This window comes from Saccharibacillus sacchari (assembly GCF_037722395.1).
In the GTDB taxonomy this organism is placed as follows: domain Bacteria; phylum Bacillota; class Bacilli; order Paenibacillales; family Paenibacillaceae; genus Saccharibacillus; species Saccharibacillus sacchari_A.
Genome location: NZ_JBBKAR010000023.1, coordinates 20,284 through 41,841 on the forward strand (window position 1 = coordinate 20,284; position 21,558 = coordinate 41,841).

At 53.5% G+C, this 21,558-nt stretch carries 18 protein-coding genes and 1 tRNA gene; 6 read left to right on the forward strand and 13 right to left on the reverse strand.

The features are described 5' to 3' along the window. Window positions 1-63: 63 nt before the first annotated feature. The 8 genes from WKI47_RS07025 to WKI47_RS07060 form a co-directional block, all read right to left on the reverse strand. Entirely contained in the window at window positions 64-1,170 is a 1,107-nt protein-coding gene (locus WKI47_RS07025) for a DUF4261 domain-containing protein (RefSeq protein ID WP_340226464.1), read from the reverse strand. A gap of 39 nt (window positions 1,171-1,209) precedes the next feature. Then, window positions 1,210-1,650 (reverse strand): DUF86 domain-containing protein, encoded by a 441-nt coding sequence (locus WKI47_RS07030; RefSeq protein ID WP_340226465.1) that lies wholly within the window; start codon window positions 1,648-1,650, stop codon window positions 1,210-1,212. A gap of 109 nt (window positions 1,651-1,759) precedes the next feature. Continuing rightward, window positions 1,760-2,047: a Dabb family protein gene (locus tag WKI47_RS07035; protein WP_340226466.1), complete on the reverse strand. Its 288-nt coding sequence runs from the start codon at window positions 2,045-2,047 to the stop codon at window positions 1,760-1,762. Between the two features lie 193 nt (window positions 2,048-2,240). Then, entirely contained in the window at window positions 2,241-4,430 is a 2,190-nt protein-coding gene (locus tag WKI47_RS07040; RefSeq protein WP_340226467.1) for an LPXTG cell wall anchor domain-containing protein, read from the reverse strand. A gap of 31 nt (window positions 4,431-4,461) precedes the next feature. Further along, entirely contained in the window at window positions 4,462-5,952 is a 1,491-nt protein-coding gene (locus WKI47_RS07045) for a hypothetical protein (RefSeq protein WP_340226468.1), read from the reverse strand. A gap of 282 nt (window positions 5,953-6,234) precedes the next feature. Beyond that, window positions 6,235-6,873 (reverse strand): 50S ribosomal protein L25, encoded by a 639-nt coding sequence (locus WKI47_RS07050; protein WP_340226469.1) that lies wholly within the window; start codon window positions 6,871-6,873, stop codon window positions 6,235-6,237. Between the two features lie 166 nt (window positions 6,874-7,039). After that, window positions 7,040-9,610, reverse strand: a complete 2,571-nt coding sequence (locus WKI47_RS07055) for an excinuclease ABC subunit UvrA (protein WP_340226470.1) — start codon at window positions 9,608-9,610, stop codon at window positions 7,040-7,042. A 114-nt stretch (window positions 9,611-9,724) separates the two neighbouring features. After that, window positions 9,725-10,243 carry a PadR family transcriptional regulator gene (locus WKI47_RS07060; RefSeq protein WP_340226471.1) on the reverse strand — a complete coding sequence of 173 codons (519 nt, stop codon included), beginning with the start codon at window positions 10,241-10,243 and terminating at the stop codon, window positions 9,725-9,727. A gap of 176 nt (window positions 10,244-10,419) precedes the next feature. On the opposite strand from WKI47_RS07060, the gene WKI47_RS07065 reads away from it, so the two are divergent. Then, window positions 10,420-11,637 (forward strand): cytochrome P450, encoded by a 1,218-nt coding sequence (locus WKI47_RS07065; RefSeq protein WP_340226472.1) that lies wholly within the window; start codon window positions 10,420-10,422, stop codon window positions 11,635-11,637. Window positions 11,638-11,712: 75 nt separating this feature from the next. Here the strand turns inward: WKI47_RS07065 and WKI47_RS07070 are convergent, their stop codons facing one another. The 4 genes from WKI47_RS07070 to WKI47_RS07085 form a co-directional block, all read right to left on the reverse strand. Continuing rightward, the gene (locus WKI47_RS07070) at window positions 11,713-12,792 is read right to left on the reverse strand and encodes a Gfo/Idh/MocA family oxidoreductase (RefSeq protein ID WP_340226473.1); all 1,080 of its coding nucleotides are present in this window, start codon (window positions 12,790-12,792) and stop codon (window positions 11,713-11,715) included. Between the two features lie 191 nt (window positions 12,793-12,983). Further along, window positions 12,984-13,067 (reverse strand) — tRNA-Leu (locus WKI47_RS07075). A 194-nt stretch (window positions 13,068-13,261) separates the two neighbouring features. Continuing rightward, window positions 13,262-13,642, reverse strand: coding sequence for a hypothetical protein (locus WKI47_RS07080; protein ID WP_340226474.1), 381 nt, complete (start codon window positions 13,640-13,642; stop codon window positions 13,262-13,264). Beyond that, a complete protein-coding gene (locus WKI47_RS07085) occupies window positions 13,639-14,400 on the reverse strand; it encodes an alpha/beta hydrolase (protein ID WP_340226475.1) in 762 nt (253 codons plus the stop codon). Before WKI47_RS07085 ends, WKI47_RS07080 begins: the two co-directional genes overlap by 4 nt. 374 nt (window positions 14,401-14,774) lie before the next feature. Between WKI47_RS07085 and nirB the strand changes: the two genes are divergently transcribed. From nirB to WKI47_RS07105, 4 genes are all read left to right on the forward strand, one after another. Then, a complete protein-coding gene (nirB, locus tag WKI47_RS07090) occupies window positions 14,775-17,213 on the forward strand; it encodes a nitrite reductase large subunit NirB (protein WP_340226476.1) in 2,439 nt (812 codons plus the stop codon). 132 nt (window positions 17,214-17,345) lie between these two features. Further along, window positions 17,346-17,678, forward strand: coding sequence for a nitrite reductase small subunit NirD (gene nirD / locus WKI47_RS07095; RefSeq protein ID WP_340226477.1), 333 nt, complete (start codon window positions 17,346-17,348; stop codon window positions 17,676-17,678). 79 nt (window positions 17,679-17,757) lie between these two features. Then, a complete protein-coding gene (locus WKI47_RS07100) occupies window positions 17,758-18,585 on the forward strand; it encodes a formate/nitrite transporter family protein (RefSeq protein WP_340226478.1) in 828 nt (275 codons plus the stop codon). 317 nt (window positions 18,586-18,902) lie between these two features. Then, window positions 18,903-19,748 (forward strand): methyl-accepting chemotaxis protein, encoded by an 846-nt coding sequence (locus tag WKI47_RS07105; protein ID WP_340226491.1) that lies wholly within the window; start codon window positions 18,903-18,905, stop codon window positions 19,746-19,748. Window positions 19,749-19,846: 98 nt separating this feature from the next. Here WKI47_RS07105 and WKI47_RS07110 read toward each other — a convergent pair whose 3' ends face one another. Next, the gene (locus WKI47_RS07110) at window positions 19,847-20,128 is read right to left on the reverse strand and encodes a DUF6171 family protein (protein WP_340226479.1); all 282 of its coding nucleotides are present in this window, start codon (window positions 20,126-20,128) and stop codon (window positions 19,847-19,849) included. 219 nt (window positions 20,129-20,347) lie between these two features. On the opposite strand from WKI47_RS07110, the gene WKI47_RS07115 reads away from it, so the two are divergent. Next, window positions 20,348-21,433, forward strand: coding sequence for an AI-2E family transporter (locus WKI47_RS07115; RefSeq protein ID WP_340226480.1), 1,086 nt, complete (start codon window positions 20,348-20,350; stop codon window positions 21,431-21,433). The last annotated feature ends 125 nt before the right edge of the window (window positions 21,434-21,558 follow it).

Here is a 21,558-nt window from a genome sequence, read left to right on the forward strand (position 1 = left end):
CCTAAACTCTATCATAGCGAAGCTCTACCCTCGCCGCAAGCAACTTTTGCATGAAATAATAGGTTATTCCTCTTCGGAAGTCGAAGGATGGGAATCGCGTGCCGGCGGAGTCTGGCGACTCTCTTGGATCCGGTACTCGCGCTCGGAGCGGAACTCGGTTCCGTCTTCTTCGCGCAATCGGTAGCCCGAGCTTGCGTCTTCGCCGTCATTTTGCCAAGCGTTCGCTTCGTCCTTCTCGTATCCGACCGGATCATCCGTCTGAGTCCCCGCATAATAAGGATGGCCCGGATTAAGGTCGATCACCGCACGTTCGGGAGCGAGCACGGAACGCTGACGCTCGCAGCGCCATCTGAGTCCGGCTCCGCCGAGCAATTGTCCGTCCGCCGCTTCGCCGCCGTTGCCATAGACATAGTAAGACGCGCCGTAGATCATCGGAATAACCCGGTCCGGTGTCATGTCTACAACGCGACACTGAATGTCCGGCACGCCAAGCGAAGTCAAGCCGAGCGTGTCTACCAGCACTTCGTTTTCCCGCTGCATCTGATACACTCTCACGTTCAACGCTCCGTACAACGGCTCGTGCGGATAAGCGTCCAGAAACGCCCCGGCGTCGATCAATTGCCCGCTCGGCTGCCAATAAATCGCGTCGCAGCCGGTCGTCTCGATCACGCTGGCCAGCACGGACTGGAACATCTCGATCCGCCGTTCGAACGGCAGCATCGCGGCATACCAGTCGCATAACGTTACCGCGTACCGATACTTTTCAAGCCGCTCGGCTCCGCCTTCCCATTTCCAGCTTTGTTGCAGCACGCCTTCCCAATTCAGATCCTCGCGAATCTCTCGGGGCTCAAACACTCTCGTCTGCGCGGGCACTTCCGAATCCGTAAAATTCACCGTGTACTCGGTATGATAAAAAACGGCGGCCAGCTCGAAGCGATCGCTGCCGGTTGTCTCTTTGCGGCGCAGTGCCTCGTTCTCTACTTGTTCCGTCTCGCGAAAAGGTCCCGTGTTAATAGCCGTTTTGCGAATCCGCTGATGAATCCGCTCAAGGATATGCGAAGGCTCAAGCTTAGGTTCTTCCCTGAATAATAATTCGACTGCGTATACCGGAAGGAATCCCGGTTTCATTTTCTTGCCTTCTTTTGGTTGTTGCCCTGCCGAATCGGCCATGTGTCTGCTTCCCCCTCCGTGTCTATCCGGTGCGCCTGCTTAATGCGGCCTGCTGCTCTCGCCAAGTTCGCTAAGCAAATACCGGTTCACCCGATCCGCAAAGTGCTCCAAAGCGGCAGGCAATTCCATCGTCAGCGGGTGCAAGGTTTTACGATCCCATTCGTAATAATCCTGCACCAACGGACGACGCAATCGGACCAGCCGCAACAGCACCCCGTGCAGCGGATCGTCGATCACGTTCTCCCCGTGAATAATGTCCACAATATCTTCGTAGCTGCCCGCATCCCGCATGATAAAGCCGTCGATCAGATAGCTTCCGATATCCGTTACGGCTTCCAAAGCCAGATGCAAAGCACGCTCTTGCGCCAGTCCTTGCAACAGCGTGCCTTCCCACTGCGCGGCGACCAAGCGCATGGCTTCGATCGTCTGCGGCAGCGACAGCAGACGCTTCTCGATCTGTTCCCGATTAACGTAATACAATGCCGGTTCCTCCTGTGTATCCGCTGCGGCCGCTTCTATGCAAGCCGCTCGGTTCCTGGATTTTCGCGTTTCGGCGACCTACCATACATAACGATCGCGAAAGCCGGTATCAAATCTCGTAGTCGACAGCGTACGAGACTTCTTTGACACCGTTGATGTATTCGATGATCTTCTGGTGTTCCGGATGCGTATTGTAGGCTTGCAGATCGTCCAGTGTATCGAAAGTCGAAGTGAGTGCGATATCATACGAACGCTCGGTACGCAGGATATCGGTTCCGATCTCTAGCGATTTGAGCTGCTCGATCTTGCCTTCCATGCTGCGCAAAACTCCCGCGGCTTCCGCTACGCTTTCTGCCGAACGGTTTTTCAATTTAAAAAAGACGATATGCTTAATCATAGTTTCCATCTCCCTGCATCATTGAATTGACCTTCAAAAAAGCTCATAAAGAAACTATATCATAAGGAGAGCGGTTACAGCCAAAACGGAACACGGCGATTTGGCGAAAAACAGCGGCGGCGATGCAAAAAAAGACCGCCGCCGGGATTCCGGCAAGCGGTCTTTCAAAGATGTAACCGTTCAGGCGAAAAGCTTAACGCGAACGGCGAAAACGAATAGCTGTGCCGAATGCCATCAAAAGCAGCCCGGCGTACACGAACATGTTGTTCATGCCGTTTTCTCCGGTTTGCGGAAGCTCGGATGCCCAGTTTCCACTCATGGCTTGCGTCGATTCGGCAGCCGAAGCGTTTGCCATCGCGCCCATGTTGTCAGCCGATACGCGTTCTGTTTGATCGGCCGCTACGGAAGCAGCCGCGGCAACCGTAGTTGCGGCCGTAACCGGACGTCCGCCGATATCCGCTGTCGGAGCGTTTGCCATAACGATTGAACCGTCGGTTATTCCGCGTGTTCCCGCATCTTGCGGCGTAAGAGCGTCAAACTCTTCGCCATCGGAAGCTGTAGCGGTCGTCACGTCGTTTCCGGTCATTTCTTGTTCTTCTTCATTAGGTGCGACAATCGGCGTGTTGCCGACAGCAGCAATTACCGTACCGGGTACAGTCGCGACGATCGTGCCTTCAACCGCAAAACCGTCGTTACCGCCTGTGCTCGGGCTCGGCGTTGTTCCGCCTTCGTTACCGCCTGTTCCCGGATTCGGCGTTGTTCCGCCTTCGTTACCGCCTGTTCCCGGATTCGGCGTTGTTCCGCCTTCGTTACCGCCCGTTCCCGGGTTCGGTGTGGTTCCGCCTTCGTTACCGCCCGTTCCCGGGTTCGGCGTTGTTCCGCCTTCGTTACCGCCCGTTCCCGGGTTCGGCGTTGTTCCGCCTTCGTTACCGCCCGTTCCCGGGTTCGGCGTTGTTCCGCCTTCGTTGCCGCCTGTTCCTGGGTTCGGCGTTGTTCCGCCTTCGTTACCGCCCGGTACCGCCGGAGTGAACGACGAATTTTCCAGTACCGTAACTTGTACGCCCGGCAGAATACCGTCCAGATTCAGATCAATCAGCGACGAATTGTTGGAAGTGCCGTTCGAGTTGACAGAATCCGTATTGTCCAGAACAGTCAATCCGACGTCGTTTCCGAGCAGATCGTCAAGGTTCAGATCCAGCAGGGAGTTTGAAGAATTGTTTGTCGCGTTTTCGTTGGTCGTACCGGAGTTCGTATTGGCTGCTTCGTTTTCCAGTACGCCGACATGGATTGTATCACCCAACACTTCGTCGAGGTTCACGTTCACCAGAGAGCTGGATTGGTTTGTCGATGTGTTGGCTGGCGCGTTAGCCGTTGTACCGGAAGTTGCGTTGGTTTCTTCGTTTTCCAGTACGCCTACATGCACGCTATCGCCGACCACTTCGTCAAGCGTTGCGTTTACCAGAGAACTGGACTCACTTGTCGATGTGTTGGCTGGTGTGTTAGTCGTTGTACCGGATGCTGCGTTTGTTGTTTCGTTTTCCAGTACGCCTACATGCACGTTGTCTCCGACCACTTCGTCAAGCGTTGCGTTTACCAGAGAACTGGACTCGCTTGTCGACGTGTTGGCTGGCGTGTTGGTCGTTGTACCGGAAGCTGCGTTGGTTTCTTCGTTTTCCAATACACCTACATGCACGCTGTCGCCGACCACTTCGTCAAGCGTTGCGTTTACCAGAGAACTGGATTGGTTTGTCAATGTGTTGGTTGGCACGTTAGCCGTTGTACCGGATGCTGCGTTGGTTTCTTCGTTTTCCAGTACGCCTACATGCACGCTATCGCCTAAGACTTCGTCAAGCGTTGCGTTGACCAGAGAACTGGATTCGCTTGTCGATGCGTTGGCTGGCGTGTTGGTCGTTGTACCGGATGCTGCGTTGGTTTCTTCGTTTTCCAGTACGCCTACATGCACGCTGTCGCCTACGACTTCGTCAAGCGTTGCGTTTACCAGCGAGCTGGACTCACTTGTCGATGCGTTATTGTTTGTTTCGTTCGTCGTATTGGAGGCATTGCCGGTTGTTTCGTTTTCCAATACGCCGACGTGTACTTGATCGCCCAGCACTTCGTCGAGATTTACGTTGACCAGCGCATTGTATTCGGAAGTTGTCGGTTCGCTGTTCGCGTTGTTGCTTGCCTGGCTTTCGAGTACGCCGACATGCAGCGTATCGCCGACTAGCCCGTCCGCGTTGATATTGAGCAGTGAACGACTTTCCGTCTGAGGAACTGCCTGATCGGTCGACGTGACTTCCGCCGCCGATGCCGCGCCTTGAGCCAATACGAGTGCCGCTGCCGCAAATCCTGTTGTCATCAGTGCTTTTACCGTCTTTTTCATTAGTTATCGCTCCCTTTTATTTTTTTGATTTTTACGTCAAAAAGGGAGCTTGCTTCGGTGGTGAAAAAGGCGGGGCGTTGATCCATTGGCTGCCTTCGGTGTCGGAAGTACTTTTCAACCTGGACGAGGAATCGAAGATCGCGGGCACGAAGCCGGTGTACAATTGCGCGATCGGCGGCTGAGGTCCGGCAGAACCCGAACCGCTCTGTGACGAACCGGACGAGCCTCGTGCAGGTGCATTTTCACTCAAAAGACCAGGTACGATAGGTGCTTGAGGCTGTCTGCCTTCTCGCGGCGCGAGAGGCGATTTTTGCGCTGCTTTTTCCGTCGGCTCAAGCCCGGGAGAGTCCGAAGCGGACAAAGCACTGTTGCCGTTGCCGCTTGTTTGCCGACGGTCGGAATCGGCTTCCGAAGTTGCCGCGTTCGCCGGCAAGCCGTCGGTTCCATCCTCCGCGATGTCCGCCGATACGTTGGACGCGGAAGCCGTGTCTTGAGATTCCGTAACCGACTCTTCGACGTCTTTCAACGCGTAACCGGCAGCAGATACGATTGGTTCCGGCTCCGCTGTCGGTTCGGCCGAAGCCTGTGCGGTCTTTTCGGGATTCTCCGGGAAAGAAGCCGGTTCGCTGTCCGCTGTCGCGGAAGATTCGACATTCACGACTTGTCCGATTAACGCTGCTTGCGCGCCGCCTTGCGAAGCGGAAGCGTCGGATGACACGCCGGACGATTTTTCCGGAACCGGCGTTTGCGCGGCTGCCGTCGAATCGTTAGGCGAGGAAGTCGTCGGTTCGCCGACCGGAGTCCCGCTTTCGCTTTTGCCCGGTTCTTTCTCCGGTAACGTAGGCTTTGGCTTGACCGGAACGATCGGTGGAACGCTTGGTTTCGGCGTAACCGGTTTGACCGCTTCTTTTACCGGCTCGGTGACCGTCTCGACGACTCCGCCTATTACGGTTCCTGTTCCTTCCGTTACCGATTCGACGCTTTCCACGATGCCGCTTGCGTTTCCGGTTGTGTTTTTTACGGTCTGCTCGACCGCTTTGATCGTTTGCCCCGTTTCTTCCAGCAATGTGCCTACAGGATCGGCAGCCTTGCCATTTACTGCTCCCGTGACTTGCGGCAGGGTGTTCAACGGAATGTCAACGCTTTCGTTGACGATAACGTTGGCGTCCTTGACCACTTGGTCCACGGTATTGACCACATTGTCTACACTGTTTGCCGTTGGCGCGGTTACCGGTTCGAGCAGCCCTCCGGCCGCTTGTCCCGTCGCGTTCAACGTATCCTGTACAACTTGCTGCGTCTGATTTAAGGTTCCGCTTACGGTTTGCTCCAGCGCGCCAGTCGCGCCGTTTACGGTGTGATTGACTGAATCGGATACGCCGACGACCGTTTGATCGACGGCATCAACCGCTCCTTTAAGCACATTGTCCAGAAGCGCGGGGTAAGATTTGGCTTCGGCGTTTTGGGTTTGAACAGCGAATAAGCACGAAGCCGCTACGGCGATAGCCAACATTTTTCGTTTCATGATTTCACCTCCTTTCCGTTTGACGATATATCCTTCTTTAGACCCAATTTAGATTTTTTATGGAAAAGTGACTAAACTGTGTCTAATCCTTTTTTACCATGCAGCTTTTAAAACGAAACGCTTTTTTGATTAAAAAGTAAAAAGATCCCATATATGAAAAATTGAAAATTTACTAGCAACAAGGATTGCGGCGTTTAATTTTTTTGGACGCAAAAAAAAGCCGCTTCCCCGAAGGAAAACGGCTTTCGCTCATGCGGTTTGATGACGTTTTTCGAACGACGATTACTCGGATTTTTCTTCTTCGTCTTCTTTTTCTTCGCCTACAAGCTCCGGTGCTACTTCAGCTTCTTCGCCCGCTTCGGTTTCCGGTTCTTCCAGAACCTGCGGTACCACTACGGAAGCGATAACTTCTTCTTCCGAAGACAGCAGACGTACTTTGTCGGACAGCTTAATATCCGATGCGATCAGCTTGTCGCCGATCTCCAGGTTGGAGATATCGATTTCCAGCGTGCTCGGCAGATCGTCCGGCAACGCTTCGATCTCGAGTTCGGTGGCCTGCGTTTGGAAAATGCCGCCTTCTTTCGATCCTTTGGCTTCGCCTTGGTAATCGATCGCGATCGATGCGCGAACCGGCGTGTTTTTGTCGATCTGGATAAAGTCCGCGTGGATAATGCGTCCGTTGATCCGTTGCACGTCTTTAATCATGACCTGCGAAGAAGAACCGTCTTTGATTTTCAAAGAGAAGATATCCGCGCCGCCGCGTTGAACGTGGCGAAGCAGGTCTTTGGCATCGACGTGAACCGGAATGCCGTCCGCTTTCTTGCCGTATACGACAGCCGGAACTCGTCCGCTCTCGCGCAGAACTCTGATATCGGAACGTTTAAAACCGCTTCTTTTTTCAGCTTCAAGTGCTTTACTCATGATTACTCGACCTCCTCGGAATTGGACAACTCAACGATTCGGAAAGTCATTCGTTACCGGCCTGGCCGGGCTTTCCGTCGCCTTCACGTTATTCTATTACCCCGAAGAAGCTAACTTGTATCACTTGCTTGAAATCATCGGACGACAAGCCGTCAAAAAGTATCGCTCATTCCCGGCTCCCACCCGCACCCGCTACGAGATGCGGAGACAAATAAGGAGCGGTGCGGCTATTTTCGTCGTTCGCCACTTCCTTCGGCGTTCCGGCGGTCACGATCCGCCCGCCTTGAGCCGCCGCTCCCGGGCCCAAGTCGATAATCCAGTCGGCTTGCGCGGCTATCCGCATGTTATGTTCCACCATGATGACCGCGTGCCCGGCCGCGGCCAGCGCGTCCAAATGACGCAGCAGACGATCCGCGTCGACCGGATGCAGGCCGTTGGTCGGCTCGTCCAGCAAATACACCGTTCGGCCGCGCTGCGTGCGCTGAAGCTCGGAAGCCAGCTTGATCCGCTGCGATTCCCCGCCCGACAATTCGGTCGCCGGTTGGCCAAGCTTCAAATAACCGAGCCCCAGATCCAACAGCACCGACAGCGCACGGGAAATCGCGCTTTGCTCCGCGAATACGCGCGCCGCTTTTTCCACCGTAAGCCCCAACACGTCGGCGACCGTCATACCGTTCCACGTGACGTCCAGCGTCTCGGCGTTGTAACGCGCGCCTCCGCATTCCGGGCAAGGCACGTACAGGCTCGACAAAAACATCAGCTCGATCTGGACGAAGCCTTGTCCTTCGCAGTTCGGGCAGCGTCCCGCCGCCACATTGAACGAAAAACGTCCGGCTTTGTATCCGCGTTCCCGCGACAACGGCGTATCCGCGAACAGCTTGCGCACCTGATCGAAAAGTCCCGTGTAGGTCGCCAGATTGGAGCGCGGCGTTCGGCCGATCGGTTTCTGGTCGATCCGGACCAGGCGGCGCAGCGTATCCAGATCGCCCGATACATGCCCGGATAACCGTCGGACCTCCCGATCTTCGTTTTCTTCTTCCGGATCGGCCGGAAGATCGCCGAGACGCGAAGCGAGCAGCGCAGGAATCGCCGTCGATACCAGACTCGATTTGCCCGAACCCGATACTCCCGTTACGGCCGTCAGGCAACCGAGCGGAAGATCGACGTCCAATTCGTTCAGATTATTGAAAGAAAGCTGCCGGACGTTCAACCAGCCTTCCGGCTGTCGCGGCTCCCGCAGCGCGGCAGGCGCTTCCGCGAACAAATATCGGCGGGTAATCGATTCTTCCACCTTGTTCAATCCTTCCGGCGGACCGCTGTACAACACCCGCCCCCCGCGTTCGCCCGCTTCCGGTCCGATATCGACCAGCCATTCGGCATGCTTGATTACGTCGAGATTATGCTCGACGACCAGCACCGAATTGCCCGCGTCGCGCAGTGCCGCCAGCGATTCCAACAGCGCTTCGCCGTCGGCGGGGTGCAAACCGGCCGACGGCTCGTCCAGCACGTAAGCGACGCCGAACAGTTTGGAAATCAGCTGCGTCGCCAAACGCAGTCGCTGAAGCTCGCCCGACGACAACGTAGGCGCGGGACGATCGAGCGACAAATGGCCGACGCCGATCGCGATCAGCCGTTCCAGGCGGCTCGAAACGTCGGCGACCAGACGTTCGGCGACAAGCGATTTTTCGCTGGCCCGCTGTTGCTCGGCATTACGGTCTGCCGATTCCGTTGTGTGCGCATGCACGCTTGATTCCAACTTTTGTTGCAGCTCCGCGACCGGCAAACGGAACAATTCCGCAATATCCAGTCCGGCGAACGTGACGGACAACGCTTCGCGCTTCAATCGTTTGCCTTCGCACGCCGGACAAGGGCCGACCGTCAAATAAGGCTCCAACCGCTGCCTGCGGCCCGGCGTATCGGCCGACGCGTACATATTGAGTAGTTGGCGCCGCGCGCCGGTGTAGTTGCCCATATAATCGGGACGCCGACCGACCCGGATCGCTTCCTGGATTTCTTCATGATTCAGGTCGGGATAGACCGGCGCGGAAGGCTTTTCTTCGGTGAACAAGATCCATTCGCGGTCTTTTTGCGGCAGGTCTTTCCACGGCTTGTCCACGTCGTACCCGAGCGAAATCAAGATATCGCGCAGATTCTGACCGTGCCAGGCTCCCGGCCAAGCCGCGATCGCGCGCTGCCGGATACTCAAGGAAGGGTCGGGCACCATGCTTTCTTCGGTCGCGTCGTAAATCCGACCGAGTCCCTGGCATTCCGGGCAAGCGCCTTGCGGCGTATTGGGAGAAAAGTCTTCGGCGTACAGCATGGATTGATGTTCCGGGTAATCGCCGGCGCGCGAATACAGCATGCGCAGCACGTTGGATACGGCGGTCAAGCTACCTACGGTCGAGCGTTCCTGCGGCACGCTGCGCTGCTGCTGAAGGCCGACCGCCGGCGGCAAGCCTTCGATGCTTTCCACTTGCGGGGTACCCGCTTGCTGAATCAGTCTTCGCGCGTAAGGCGCGACCGATTCCAAATATCGCCGCTGCGCTTCGGCATACAGCGTACCGAAAGCAAGCGACGATTTGCCGGAACCGGACACGCCGGTGAAGACCACCAGCGAATCGCGCGGAATATCGAGATCCGCGTGTTTCAAGTTATTTTCATTCGCCCCGCGTACGCGGATCATGCCATCGGATTCGTGCAGGCGTGGAGAAGGTGTCGGTAAAAAATCGGAATTCATGGTCAAGATCCTCCTTTGCGGCTTTTCGTTCGCGGACAGGATCGGCAGCCGATCCTGTCCTGATACGTTTACCGCATTGCGAAGCCTTCAAACCAGTTTAGCGATCCGCGTTCCCTACTTTCCGTCGCGCGTTTCGCGGATCAAGCGCTCGATCCAAACCCGTTCATGCTCCGTCTGCTGCTTTTGAAATTCGATCACTTCGGCAATAAAAAGATCGTTGTCGCCTTGCCGGTCGAATTTTCGGTTGCGCCCGCTTTGTTCCTCGATCGCGGCTAGCCGCTTTTCCAATATGGCGAGCCTGTTCTCCGGCCTAAGCCGGCCGAACAGCGCGACGCGAACCAAAAATTCCATTTGGTGCACCGCCGCTTTTTCCGAAAAGTCGCAAACCAGCTGTGTAAACGTTGTTTCCCCGCTTTGCGTCAGCACGTACACATGCCGATCCGGCTTGCCGTCTCCTTTTTCCGTTTCTTTCGTGATCGCGCCAGCTTCGGCAAATCGCCGCAGTGCCGGGTACAGCGCGTTATTGTTGAGACCGAACGAATCCCCTAGCGCTTCCTGCACGCTTTTTTTGATTTCGTAGCCGTGTTTGGGACCGCTGAGCAGTTGCCCCAAAATCAAAATATCCGCATACATGATAGCAGCTCCTCCTTTTTTGCGCATTTCCGTTTTTGTTATCGGGTATGCTAAAATAGACAAGTGTTTTATAGGTTAAATTAACCTAAGTGTTTTTATCTTATCATCGACGAAAAGAAAATCGCAATGGAGATCCGACGTTTCGTTATGGCCATTCCACACGGGAGGGATCACGTATGAAAAACAGCAATCAGGTCATTTTGCAGGAAATCTCGAAGCTCAGTACGCCGGAAGAACAATGGGAGCCTTATGCCTGGTTCACGCACATGAGGGAAAACGAGCCGATTCAGTACGATGCGGAGCAAGACGTTTGGAGCGTTTTTTCGTACGATGCCGTCAAAAAAGTGCTGTTCGATCACGAGCTTTTTTCCAACAAAAAACAGCGCAGCCTGATCCCTATTCCGCACGAAGTCGATAATCGCAGCAACGTGAATCTGGTCGATCCGCCCGAACACCGCAAACGCCGCGCTCTGCTGGCCCAGGCGTTCACTCCCCGCAGTCTCAAAGACTGGGAACCGCGCATTCAGGAGATTATCGACGAGCTGATCGCGGACATGGAAGGCGACACGGTGGTCGATCTGGTCGACAAACTCGCCGTGCCGCTGCCCGTAACGGTAATCGCCGACCTGCTGGGCGTACCGTCAAGCGACCGCGAAAAGATCAAAGCTTGGTCGGATATTTTGTTCCTGCCTTACAATCTGGACGCTTTCACGGATATCGAGCAACAAAAAGGACAGGCGATGCAGGAGTTTGCCCAATACCTGTATCCGATCGTAGTAAGCAAACGCGCCGATCCTGCGGACGATATCATCTCCGATCTGATCCGCGCGGAACTCGAAGGCGAGAAGTTAAGCGATCAGGAGATCGTGATGTCGGCGATCGGCTTGCTCGGCGCGGGCAACGAAACAACGACTACGCTGCTTGCGAACTTGTTTTACTGCATGCTGTTCGATCGCCCGGGCGTGTACGAAGAGCTTCGAGCCAACGAATCGCTGATACCGAAACTGGTCGAAGAAGTGCTGCGTTTCCGTTTCGGCGCGACCATCGACCGCAAAGTGGCGCAGGATACCGATATTTTCGGCCCGCAAATGAAAGCCGGTCAGGTCGTCGTGGCCTGGATCGGCGCGGGCAACCGGGACGAAGCGCATTTTGAGCATGCCGATACGTTCGATATTCACCGGCCGGGCAAAAACCAACATCTGACGTTCGGCGCCGGTCCCCATTTTTGCCTGGGTGCTCCTCTGGCTCGCCTGGAAGCGAATATGGCATTAAGCGCGTTCGTCAAACGCTTTTCCGCGATCGCTCCGGTCGAAGACTTTAACGTCTCGGATCATTTGACGGTCTCGATCACGGGCCAATCGTTGAAAAGTTTCCCGGTGCGAGTTTCTCGGTAAGATCGGCGTCTCGACCTTTATTCACGCTAAAAAAGGACTGCCTCAAGCCCGAAAAAGCTTGAGAACAGTCCTTTTTTAACGCGAAAACAGATTGCGCTCCGCCAACGCCGCCGGAAACCCCGTACGGGCGCTTTCGTAAAAAGCGTCGACGATCTCCGCGAAATACAGCCCGTGCTCTGCGGGAGCGATAAGCCGCTGATCCGCGTCCCGAACGCAATCGACGAAATGTCGGAATTCTCCGGTCAGTTGCAGATACGGATTGAGGTTCAATTTGGGCGTCAGATCCAGGCAAACGCCGTTATGCTCTCCGAACAGTTTCAGCGTGCCGTTGACGAGGCTTGCGCCGCCTTCCGTACCCATCAATTCCACATAAAACCGTTCTTCTTCGATATTCGCCGCCCAACTGAAATCCAAAGCCAGGCTTGCTCCGTTTTCCAACCCCAGATACCCGTGCGCGGCGTCTTCCACATTGAATACTCCGTTCTCGTTGCCGATATAGCCATGCCGGTTCCGCGTCCCGTTTTGCATAAAGTTCCGATGAATCCGGCCCGCCGCGTAAGCCACTTGAGGCATGCCCATCAGATACAGCGCCAGGTCGATATAATGCGAACCGAGATCGATCAGCACGCCTCCGCCGGAACGCGCACGGTCGGTAAACCATGTTCCGCTTCCCGGTATGCCGCTGCGCCGTACCCATCCCGCTTTCGCGCTGTAAATATCGCCGAGCTTGCCGTCGTCGATCCATTTTTTCAAGTAGACCGCTTCGTTCGTGAACCGGTTGTTTAGCCCGATCATGACCTGCTTGCCGGAACGGTTTTTCGCTGCGACGACGCGCTTCGCCTCTTCCGCGTGAATACTGAGCGGCTTTTCGCAGTGGACGTTTACGCCGTGCAGCAACGCGTATTCCGTGATCTCCGCATGCAAAAAATTGGGCGTAACCACGCTGACGATATCCGGTCGCTCGGTCTCGATCATGTCCCTATAGTCGTCGTACGCGTTCGGAACGTTGTGCCGGGCCGCCATCGCCGCCGCTTTGCTTCCGTCGATATCGCATATGGCGACCACTTCGATATCGTGCAGTTGTTTATACCCTTGAATATGTTTGTATTCGGCGTTGCCGCCCGCTCCGATCAAAGCGTATTTCAGTTTGTCCATGCGTTCAACCTCCTCGGAAAGTTCGGGCGTCGCACACGTTGAAGCGCCGATCCGCTTCTTCGCTTGCCTTATACCGTAAACTACCCAAAAAAGATTCCGGCTCGAACTTTTTTAGCAAAAATTAGAAAAATGTACATTAAAAAGCTCTCTATTCCTTAAAAAAGGAATAAAGAGCTTCCGATCAAAAATGATGCGGTCGAGAGGACTCGAACCTCCACGGGGGTAAGCCCACACGGACCTGAACCGTGCGCGTCTGCCAATTCCGCCACGACCGCATATCATTGGCTGGACAAAATGTCCTGCCCAAATAATATAACACGGTGAGCAAGCAGGATGCAAGTCCTTTTGGCAAAAAAACATTCGCTATTCGCTCATCTAACGCTCTTCACTTCAGTTGTATCGCAGAACTTCGTTCAATCAACTCCGGTACGTACAAAAAGTCTGAATTACGGCCAAGTCAAAATGCAAGCTAAAATTCCCCTTTCCACACGGGTTTGCACCCGGAGTAGCCCATCTCACCAAGCAATTCCCAAGCATTTTCGATCAGAGTGATCCGGCCGATCTGCCACAGTCCCGGTCGTCGCTGCCGCAAATGGGATATGATTTCTGCAATAGATCGAGGCCGTCCCAAATGAACAGGCACTTCTTCTCCACCCTTTTGCGCTAAAATTTCGTAGAACGTCCAAGAGGTATGAGGATCTTCGTCTGGCGGAAAAGCCGGAAAAAGCAGCACGAGTTTGGTATTTTTTTGTTCTTTGGGCGAGAGGTACAGCGTGAATCGGGCTCCGCTCGTATGCCAATACACGAAAGCTTGATCTCCGACCGTAACCGTTCTGCTGTTTGTTTTCATTCGTTCCTTTCTCCTTCCTCCAGCCATTCTTTGAGGATCGTGTTGAATGATTCCGGCTGCACCAAAGGAATGCCATGTCCCACGCCGGGTAAATTTTTTTTCTGCGCTTTTGGGTGTGCCGCCACGATCTGATCCGCCGACTTGTGCATCATTCTTTTTTCCTTTTCGCCCACCGTGACGAGAACACGGGCGTTCGAACGCGAGAATCCCGCTGGCAACCGATAGGTCAGGCTTTGCCGCAGCACCTGGATCAGAACGTGGGGACTGCTTTTTAGGCTCTGCGCATAATACGTCTCGAATTGCTCGGAAGGAATATATAGCGCTTTGGCTTGAAAAGCCGAGAAGCGACGATTGCGAATCAGCGGAAAACTGCAACGAACCATGGGACCGATCATTCGGTCGGCAAAAGGCATCGGAATAGCCGAAGCGCTATTGATCATGGCTCCGTGCAGCAGGCGCGGACTATCGCTCATCATTTGAATCACGATCTGCGCCCCCAGCGAGAAACCGACAGCGTAAATCGGCCGGCCTGCGCCTTTTTGCCTGGCCAGATCGATCAACTGCCGCGCACTCTGTTGGATCGTGAAAACCGGCTTTGCATTCGGACCTTCCGATTCCGCAATTTCCGGCACCAAACAATGATAATGTTGAAAAGAAGCGATCTGACGATCCCACATCCAGCCGCCTACCCCGCCGCCGTGTACGAATATCAATAAAGGAGCATTCGTATCCCCCGACTCCGCATACGTCCATTTCATCGGAATCCACCTTTCCAACAGCATCTTTATCGTTGATAAATCCTTTTATTTTTTATTAATTTTAACACATCTTGATTGCGATCGAGGCTACGTAGGCAATCGTCAAAAATAATTGTGACAATTTAAAGTGAATAATTTCACAATTGATGTGATTACAGTCACCAACCCTTTGAATTTTAATTAAATATAATGAGAATGTAAGTTAGATTAAATTTGAAATAGCGGTGGCTTACCGGGATTTCCGGCTCCGCCCTTTCCCGAATGTTAACTTGTGAAGATTGTCACATGATTGCAAACATCGCCTCTGCGCTTCGGAAGCCGCAGATCGCGATCCTTCCCTACATTGAATTCAACCGCCAAGGAGGCGCATTAGGATGACGAACGCAAAAGAAAAACTCGTCGTGATCGGCAACGGCATGGCTGGCATCAATACGCTGGAACAAATTCTGAAGCTGACCGATCGTTTTGACATTACCGTATTCGGTAGTGAACCTCACCCTAACTATAACCGGATCATGCTCTCGTATGTGCTTGAAGGAAGCAAAACCATTGACGATATCGTCATCAACGACTGGAACTGGTATAAGGAAAACGGAATTGCTCTTCATACGGGACAAACAGTAACAAATATCGATACGGACAACAAAACGGTCGTTACAGACGGCGGCATGACGGCGTCTTACGACAAACTGCTGATCGCGACCGGTTCGAATTCGCTTATGCTTCCTATTCCGGGCAGCGACCGTGAAGGCGTCGTCGGCTTCCGCGATATCGCGGACTGCGACCAAATGCTTGAAGCGGCCAAACAATATAAGACGGCAGCGGTTATCGGCGGCGGCTTGCTTGGTCTTGAAGCAGCCAAAGGTCTGATCGGTCTCGGCATGGATGTGACCGTCGTCCATCTGATGAACGATCTGATGGAACGCCAACTCGACACGGTAGCTTCGGCCATGCTCAAGACCGAACTGGAGCGTCAAGGCATCAAGTTCGCGATGGGCAAATCGACCGCGGAAATGCAAGGCGACCATCGCGTACGCAGACTGGTTTTCACCGACGGCGAAGAACTGGATGCGGAATTCGTGGTTATGGCGGTCGGTATCCGTCCCAACAAACAAATCGGCGAAGTCAGCGGCATCGACACGAATCGAGGCATCCTGGTCGACGATTTCATGCGCACCTCGGCACCGGACGTGTATGCGGTCGGCGAATGCGCGGAACACCGCGGGATCTGCTACGGCCTTGTCGCCCCGCTGTTCGAACAAGGCAATATTTTGGCGAAACAGATCTGCGGCGTCGAAACTGCGGGCTATGCGGGTTCGATCACGTCGACCAAGCTGAAAATTTCCGGTGTGGACGTGTTCTCGGCCGGCGAATTCATCGAAGGCCCCGGACATACCGTAATCGCAGCCAAAGACGAATGGAAACGCACGTACAAAAAAATTCTGCTGGATCAAGGCAAGATCGTCGGCGCGGTACTGTTCGGCGACGTGACCGAATCGGCTTCGCTGCAAAAGTACGTTCGCGAAGCCACAGAAATGACCGACGAAATCTACGGCGATCTGATGGGTACGGGCGGTCACTGCGGCGGCAAGTCCAAAACGGCGGCGGTCGAAAAGATGGCGGACGACGAAATCGTCTGCGGCTGCAAAGGCGTGACTAAGAAAGTCATCGTCGATGCCATCAATGAAAAAGGACTGACCACCGTCGACGAGATCAAAGCCTGCACCGGCGCTACCGGATCATGCGGCGGCTGTAAACCGGTCGTGGAACAAATCCTGAGTTTCGTCCTCGGCGACGGATTCAAGAAAACGGCCAAAGCCGGCATCTGCGCGTGTACGCCGCTGAGTCGCCAAGAAATCGTAGCCAGCATCAAGGAAAAAGGACTGCGTACAACAAAAGAAGTCATGCACGTGTTGGAGTGGCATAACCCGGAAGGTTGCTCGAAATGCCGTCCGGCCGTCAACTACTACCTGGGCGTCATCTATCCGGGCGAACACAAAGACGAGAAAGAATCGCGCTTCGTCAACGAACGCATGAACGCGAATATCCAAAAAGACGGCACGTACACGGTCGTCCCAAGAATGTACGGCGGCGTCACAACACCGGAAGACCTAAAGAAGATCGCCGATGTCTCGGTCAAATACAACGTCAAAGCGGTCAAAGTCACCGGCGGACAACGTCTCGACTTGATCGGCGTGCAAAAAGAAGATCTGCCGAAAGTCTGGGAAGAACTCGATATGCCTTCGGGTTACGCCTATGCCAAATCGCTGCGCACGGTCAAAACTTGCGTCGGTTCGCAATACTGCCGCTTCGGCACCCAGGATTCGATGGGCGTCGGCGCCATGCTGGAACGCAAGTTCGAACGCCTCGACTTCCCGGCCAAGTTCAAGCTCGCCGTGAACGGTTGCCCGCGCAACTGCGCCGAGTCGTGCACCAAAGACATCGGCATCGTCGGTAACGACGGCGGTTGGGAAATCTTCGTCGGCGGTAACGGCGGGATCAAAGCTCGTCTGGCCGACTCGCTGTGCAAAGTGAAAACCGATCAGGAGCTGACGGATACGGTTGCAGCCGTGATGCAGTACTATCGCGAGACCGGCAATTACCTGGAACGGACATCGGAATGGGTAGAGCGGATCGGCCTGGAAGACATCTATAAGAAGACCGTTGAAGATGTCGAGTACCGCCGTACTTTGATCGACAGCATCGAACATGCACTGACGTTTGTCGAAGATCCTTGGAAGCAAGTATTGAACGACAAGAAACTTCGCAGCGAGCTGTTCGAAGCCGGGAAACCGACAGTTATACAAGTTTAAGCTATACTGCCTGCTAACATCCCATACAATGAAACGTTAAAGAAGAGAGCTGCCCACGTAATCAAGCCGTCCTCTCTTCTCCCCGTTTCGTTCTTGCTTCACTATACTTATCATCCCGAGAGGAGCTTGACCATGACTCCACAATTAAACGCCGTAAGTTCGGTTGTATTGGATACCCTCGATCGCTTCCCAAGCCGCATCGGCCGTGTCTTCATCGTTGGCGATACTGAAATTGCCGTTTTCCGCACGTCCGACGATGAAATCTACGCAGTTGAAAATCTTAATCCCCATCCCAAAGGCGGTCCATTGGCCGAAGCCATCGTATCCGAACACTATATCTACGACCCTCTCTATGATTGGAAGATTGATCTGAAAAGCGGTCTTGTTCAAAAACCGGACAGCGGACAGGTTCGTACATTCCGTGTGGAAATCGCGGATAATCAAGTGATTCTATTCACGAAGTAACGCAAAAACCGGATTTGGCTTTTCGACTTCGTTTGCTTTACCTGATTTGCCTATTCGCGCGCCCAGGAGGCTGAAGATCATGTTCACCGAAAGTGTACGGTCCATTGTTGAAGCTGCTGCCAAAAAAAGAGATTTCATGAACGAACACCCCCTCCGTTATTTCATCAGCGCCATGCTGGCGGGAGCCTATGTCGGGCTTGGTATCATTTTGATCTTCTCGCTTGGCGCTCCCCTCGCTGCGATCAAGTCTCCGGCACAATCGCTGGTGATGGGAGCCTCGTTCGGGATTGCCCTTACCCTCGTCATTTTTGCAGGGTCGGAGCTTTTCACCGGAAATAATATGTTCTTCACCGCTTCTACGCTGGCCCGTCGCACGTCGGTTAAAGATCTCGGCAAAAACTGGACGCTAGTCTTCTTCGGCAATCTGGCCGGTGCGGTCGTGCTCAGTCTGCTTGTACTGGGAACCGGACTTTTCAAAGGCATTGCCCCCGAGCATCTGATCTTTGCCGCTGCCGCCAAAAAGATGAGCCTGCCTGTGACGGAGCTGTTCTTCCGCGGCATTCTCTGTAACTGGCTTGTCTGTCTGGCGATCTGGATGGCAAGCCGCACCACAAACGATATCGCCAAAATCATGCTGATCTGGTGGTGTCTGTTCGCCTTTATCGCCAGCGGTTACGAGCACAGCGTAGCGAATATGACCTTGCTGAGCACGGCTCTCTTATTGCCAGGTCATCCGGAGACGATAACGGTGATGGGTTGGCTGCACAATATGATTCCGGTCACGCTGGGCAACATCGTCGGCGGTGCATTTTTCGTCGCTTGCGCATACTGGACGATCTCTCCGGTTCGCAAACCGACTCAAACCGGGACTCAGGAAGTTCGGCAAGAAACTCGTCCGGCGTCTTAAAGCCCGTTTTCTGCGCCATTTTCCCAAAAAAGCCCTTGCTCCAAGCAAAGGCTTTTTCCTTTTTGCTTCATCGGACAAATGATGTATCGTCGAAAACGTTTTTCGTTTAAAGATTCTAGTTCTTTATCCCTGTATTTTCAATAAAAATCGCGTTTAATATTGAATTTAATACAAATTACGCTTATATTCGATTCGTACTTAAGGCTTATACTTTTACTTACTCCACACGTTTCATCGGATGGCCGATTATACTTTTCGCCGATTATTTCTACTTGATCCACTATTGCTTTTATACGGAGAGGAAAGTGAATTACACAATGAGTATCGTCGATTCAATGCTTGCCGTAGCCCCTTACCTGGGAAAAATGATGCGTGAAAACACAGCCGTTATTATTTATGATCGCACGCATATGCTTTATTACGCCCAACACGGAGACTTTGATATGGGTTACAAAACGGGCGACCCTTTGCATCCCGGTTTTGAAAATTTCTCGGCTTTGAAAGGTTCGAAAGAAGCGCGTCTGGACGAATATCCGGCAGAAATGTTCACGTTTGGCTATCCGCTGCATTCCGTAACGATTCCTTTGCTTGAAAACGGAGAAGTCGCTGCCGTGTTGGCGATCAGCTATGATCAGACCAATCAGGAGAAACTCCAGACGCTCGCCAACGATAACCGCTCGATCGCCGAGAATCTGGCCGATATGGTTCAACACATCGCGGCTCATGCCGAGGAACTTCAAGCCACCAGCGAACAGATCCTCGTCAACACCAAAACGGCCGTACAGAACTCAGGCAAGATCACCCACGTCGCGACGTTGATCAAAGAAATCTCCGATCAGACGAACATGCTCGGCCTGAACGCCGCCATCGAAGCTGCGCGTGTCGGAGAGCTGGGAGCCGGATTCGGCGTGGTGGCTTCCGAAGTGCGCAAACTAGCCGTCCATTCCAAATCAGCCACCACCGATATCGAGACGGCGCTAAAAGACGTGCAGGATTCGATCCGTGTCATGGAAAACGAAATTTCCCAAATCGTGTCTTCTTCGCAAGAGCAAGCCCATCTCGTGACGAACTTTACGGACGTGATCGAGCGCCTGCAACAAACCGGAGAATCTATGCAAGATCTCGCTTCTAGTTTGACTCGTTACCACAAAGAAGTCCGTTAACGAAAAAGCTAGGCCGCAGACGGGCCATGATTACTTGCCTTAACAACAAGAGCCGCTTGTCTCCAGCTTGGAGCAGACGGGTACCTCTATGCGAAAACCTATGCCTGATGCTGAACTGCCCATCGGCCACCGCCGGGATATGGGCAGTTTTTGCTTTTCAAATGGGCAATTACCGGAACCAGGCAGCCACATAACATGCAGGTCGTCCCTCCGTGAAATTTGGGGCATGTATGGCAGGCTTCCAGCCTGGCTTCATACTCTTCTTCCGCCACTCTCAATTCGGGCGCGAAAGCTGCCGAGGCCAGCAGGCGCTCCATTTGCTTTTCGTTGACGGCAAATTCCTCACTACAGCCTCGGCAAGTTCGATTGGCGCTTTGCATCCTTTTCACTCCGATCTTTTCGCTTTTCTATGAATGATTAAGGTTTATCTTACCATAACAAGGCCGAAATGAGTCGCTCCGTCAACAGTTGGATAAATTCTTTGCGCTTGAAGGGAAATGCCTGTTTACGTGCTTGCTTTTGTCACCCTTGAGACTCTAAACTATGACATAGAAAGCTTTTCCATAAAGTCTGATTCCGAAGGAGAGAACCGCGATTTCATGAAGGCCCTCAGAGATTTTTTCTACATTCCGGGAATTCGTAGAGCGCTGGCGCTGATTCTGGCCCTCGTTCTGCTCATTTCACTCCGGAGTATGCTCAGCATGCTGCTGATCACGTTCATCCTTACCTACCTGATGAACCGACTGCACCGTTTTATTCGAAAAGGAACGGATCGCATCAAGCTGAACAGTAAACTCGTACTCGTTCTGACGTATGCCTTACTGGTGTTTGCGCTCGGATTCGGGATTTACCGTTATCTGCCCGTCTTTATCTATGAAATTCAGCAGTTAATCAATCAAGTCATATCTTTCTATAACAATCTGTCCAATCTGGCTTTGCCCGACAATGCGTTCACCCGCTATATCATGAACTCCGTCAAGGAATTTGATATTGCGAGCTACGTGGAAGGCGGTCTGGACTTTATCGTGCATACGATCACCGATATTGGCAAATGGAGCCTTAATCTGTTTATCGCGTTCATTCTGAGCTTGTTCTTTAACTTGGAAAAAGACAAAGTCTCTTCGCTGATGTCCAAGTTCCGTTACAGCAAAGCGGCGTACTTCTTCACGGAGTTGGAATACTTCGGCCGTAAATTCGTCGCTTCGTTCGGCAAAGTGCTCGAAGTGCAGTTCATGATCTCGCTGACCAATTCGTTGCTCTCGCTGATTGTTCTGTGGGGACTCGGGTTTCCGAACCTGTTCGCGCTATGGCTGATGATCTTCCTGCTCGGCCTAGTCCCGGTGATGGGCGTTGTGATCTCGCTGATTCCGCTGTGCGCGATTGCGTTCAATATTGGCGGATTCAACATGATTCTGTACATTCTGATCATGATCGTGGTGCTGCATGCGATCGAAGCTTATGTGCTCAATCCGAAGTTTATGTCGAATAAAACGCATCTGCCGATCTTTTTCACGTTCCTTATTTTGCTGCTGGGCGAGCATTTCCTCGGCGCATGGGGCTTGATTGTCGGGGTGCCGATCTTTATTTTCCTGCTCGATATTTTGGAGGTTCCGCTTGAGCCGGGGGGCAAGGGTTCGAAGACGAAGAAAGGGGAGCCTCCTGTGATGCCGCCGAAAGTTCAGTGACTTCGGTGCTTGATAGACGCTGCGGGAGAAATTCGTTTCGGTCGCGTGTTGCCCTTGGGAAGCCTGATTGAAATTTATGATGTAGCTTCCCAAGGACAAAGGCGAACGCTATCGCTCCTGCACTG

What these genes read in the sequence shown, in the direction of transcription:
- WKI47_RS07080 (WP_340226474.1), bottom strand. Translation starts at nt 13,642, where the DNA reads ATGAAAACAAACAGCAGAACGGTTACGGTCGGAGATCAAGCTTTCGTG.
- WKI47_RS07060 (WP_340226471.1), bottom strand. Translation starts at nt 10,243, where the DNA reads ATGTATGCGGATATTTTGATTTTGGGGCAACTGCTCAGCGGTCCCAAA.
- WKI47_RS07035 (WP_340226466.1), bottom strand. Translation starts at nt 2,047, where the DNA reads ATGATTAAGCATATCGTCTTTTTTAAATTGAAAAACCGTTCGGCAGAA.
- WKI47_RS07100 (WP_340226478.1), top strand. Translation starts at nt 17,758, where the DNA reads ATGTTCACCGAAAGTGTACGGTCCATTGTTGAAGCTGCTGCCAAAAAA.
- WKI47_RS07065 (WP_340226472.1), top strand. Translation starts at nt 10,420, where the DNA reads ATGAAAAACAGCAATCAGGTCATTTTGCAGGAAATCTCGAAGCTCAGT.
- nirB (WP_340226476.1), top strand. Translation starts at nt 14,775, where the DNA reads ATGACGAACGCAAAAGAAAAACTCGTCGTGATCGGCAACGGCATGGCT.
- WKI47_RS07050 (WP_340226469.1), bottom strand. Translation starts at nt 6,873, where the DNA reads ATGAGTAAAGCACTTGAAGCTGAAAAAAGAAGCGGTTTTAAACGTTCC.
- WKI47_RS07105 (WP_340226491.1), top strand. Translation starts at nt 18,903, where the DNA reads ATGAGTATCGTCGATTCAATGCTTGCCGTAGCCCCTTACCTGGGAAAA.
- nirD (WP_340226477.1), top strand. Translation starts at nt 17,346, where the DNA reads ATGACTCCACAATTAAACGCCGTAAGTTCGGTTGTATTGGATACCCTC.
- WKI47_RS07055 (WP_340226470.1), bottom strand. Translation starts at nt 9,610, where the DNA reads ATGAATTCCGATTTTTTACCGACACCTTCTCCACGCCTGCACGAATCC.
- WKI47_RS07025 (WP_340226464.1), bottom strand. Translation starts at nt 1,170, where the DNA reads ATGGCCGATTCGGCAGGGCAACAACCAAAAGAAGGCAAGAAAATGAAA.
- WKI47_RS07040 (WP_340226467.1), bottom strand. Translation starts at nt 4,430, where the DNA reads ATGAAAAAGACGGTAAAAGCACTGATGACAACAGGATTTGCGGCAGCG.
- WKI47_RS07085 (WP_340226475.1), bottom strand. Translation starts at nt 14,400, where the DNA reads ATGAAATGGACGTATGCGGAGTCGGGGGATACGAATGCTCCTTTATTG.
- WKI47_RS07070 (WP_340226473.1), bottom strand. Translation starts at nt 12,792, where the DNA reads ATGGACAAACTGAAATACGCTTTGATCGGAGCGGGCGGCAACGCCGAA.
- WKI47_RS07115 (WP_340226480.1), top strand. Translation starts at nt 20,348, where the DNA reads ATGAAGGCCCTCAGAGATTTTTTCTACATTCCGGGAATTCGTAGAGCG.
- WKI47_RS07045 (WP_340226468.1), bottom strand. Translation starts at nt 5,952, where the DNA reads ATGAAACGAAAAATGTTGGCTATCGCCGTAGCGGCTTCGTGCTTATTC.
- WKI47_RS07110 (WP_340226479.1), bottom strand. Translation starts at nt 20,128, where the DNA reads ATGCAAAGCGCCAATCGAACTTGCCGAGGCTGTAGTGAGGAATTTGCC.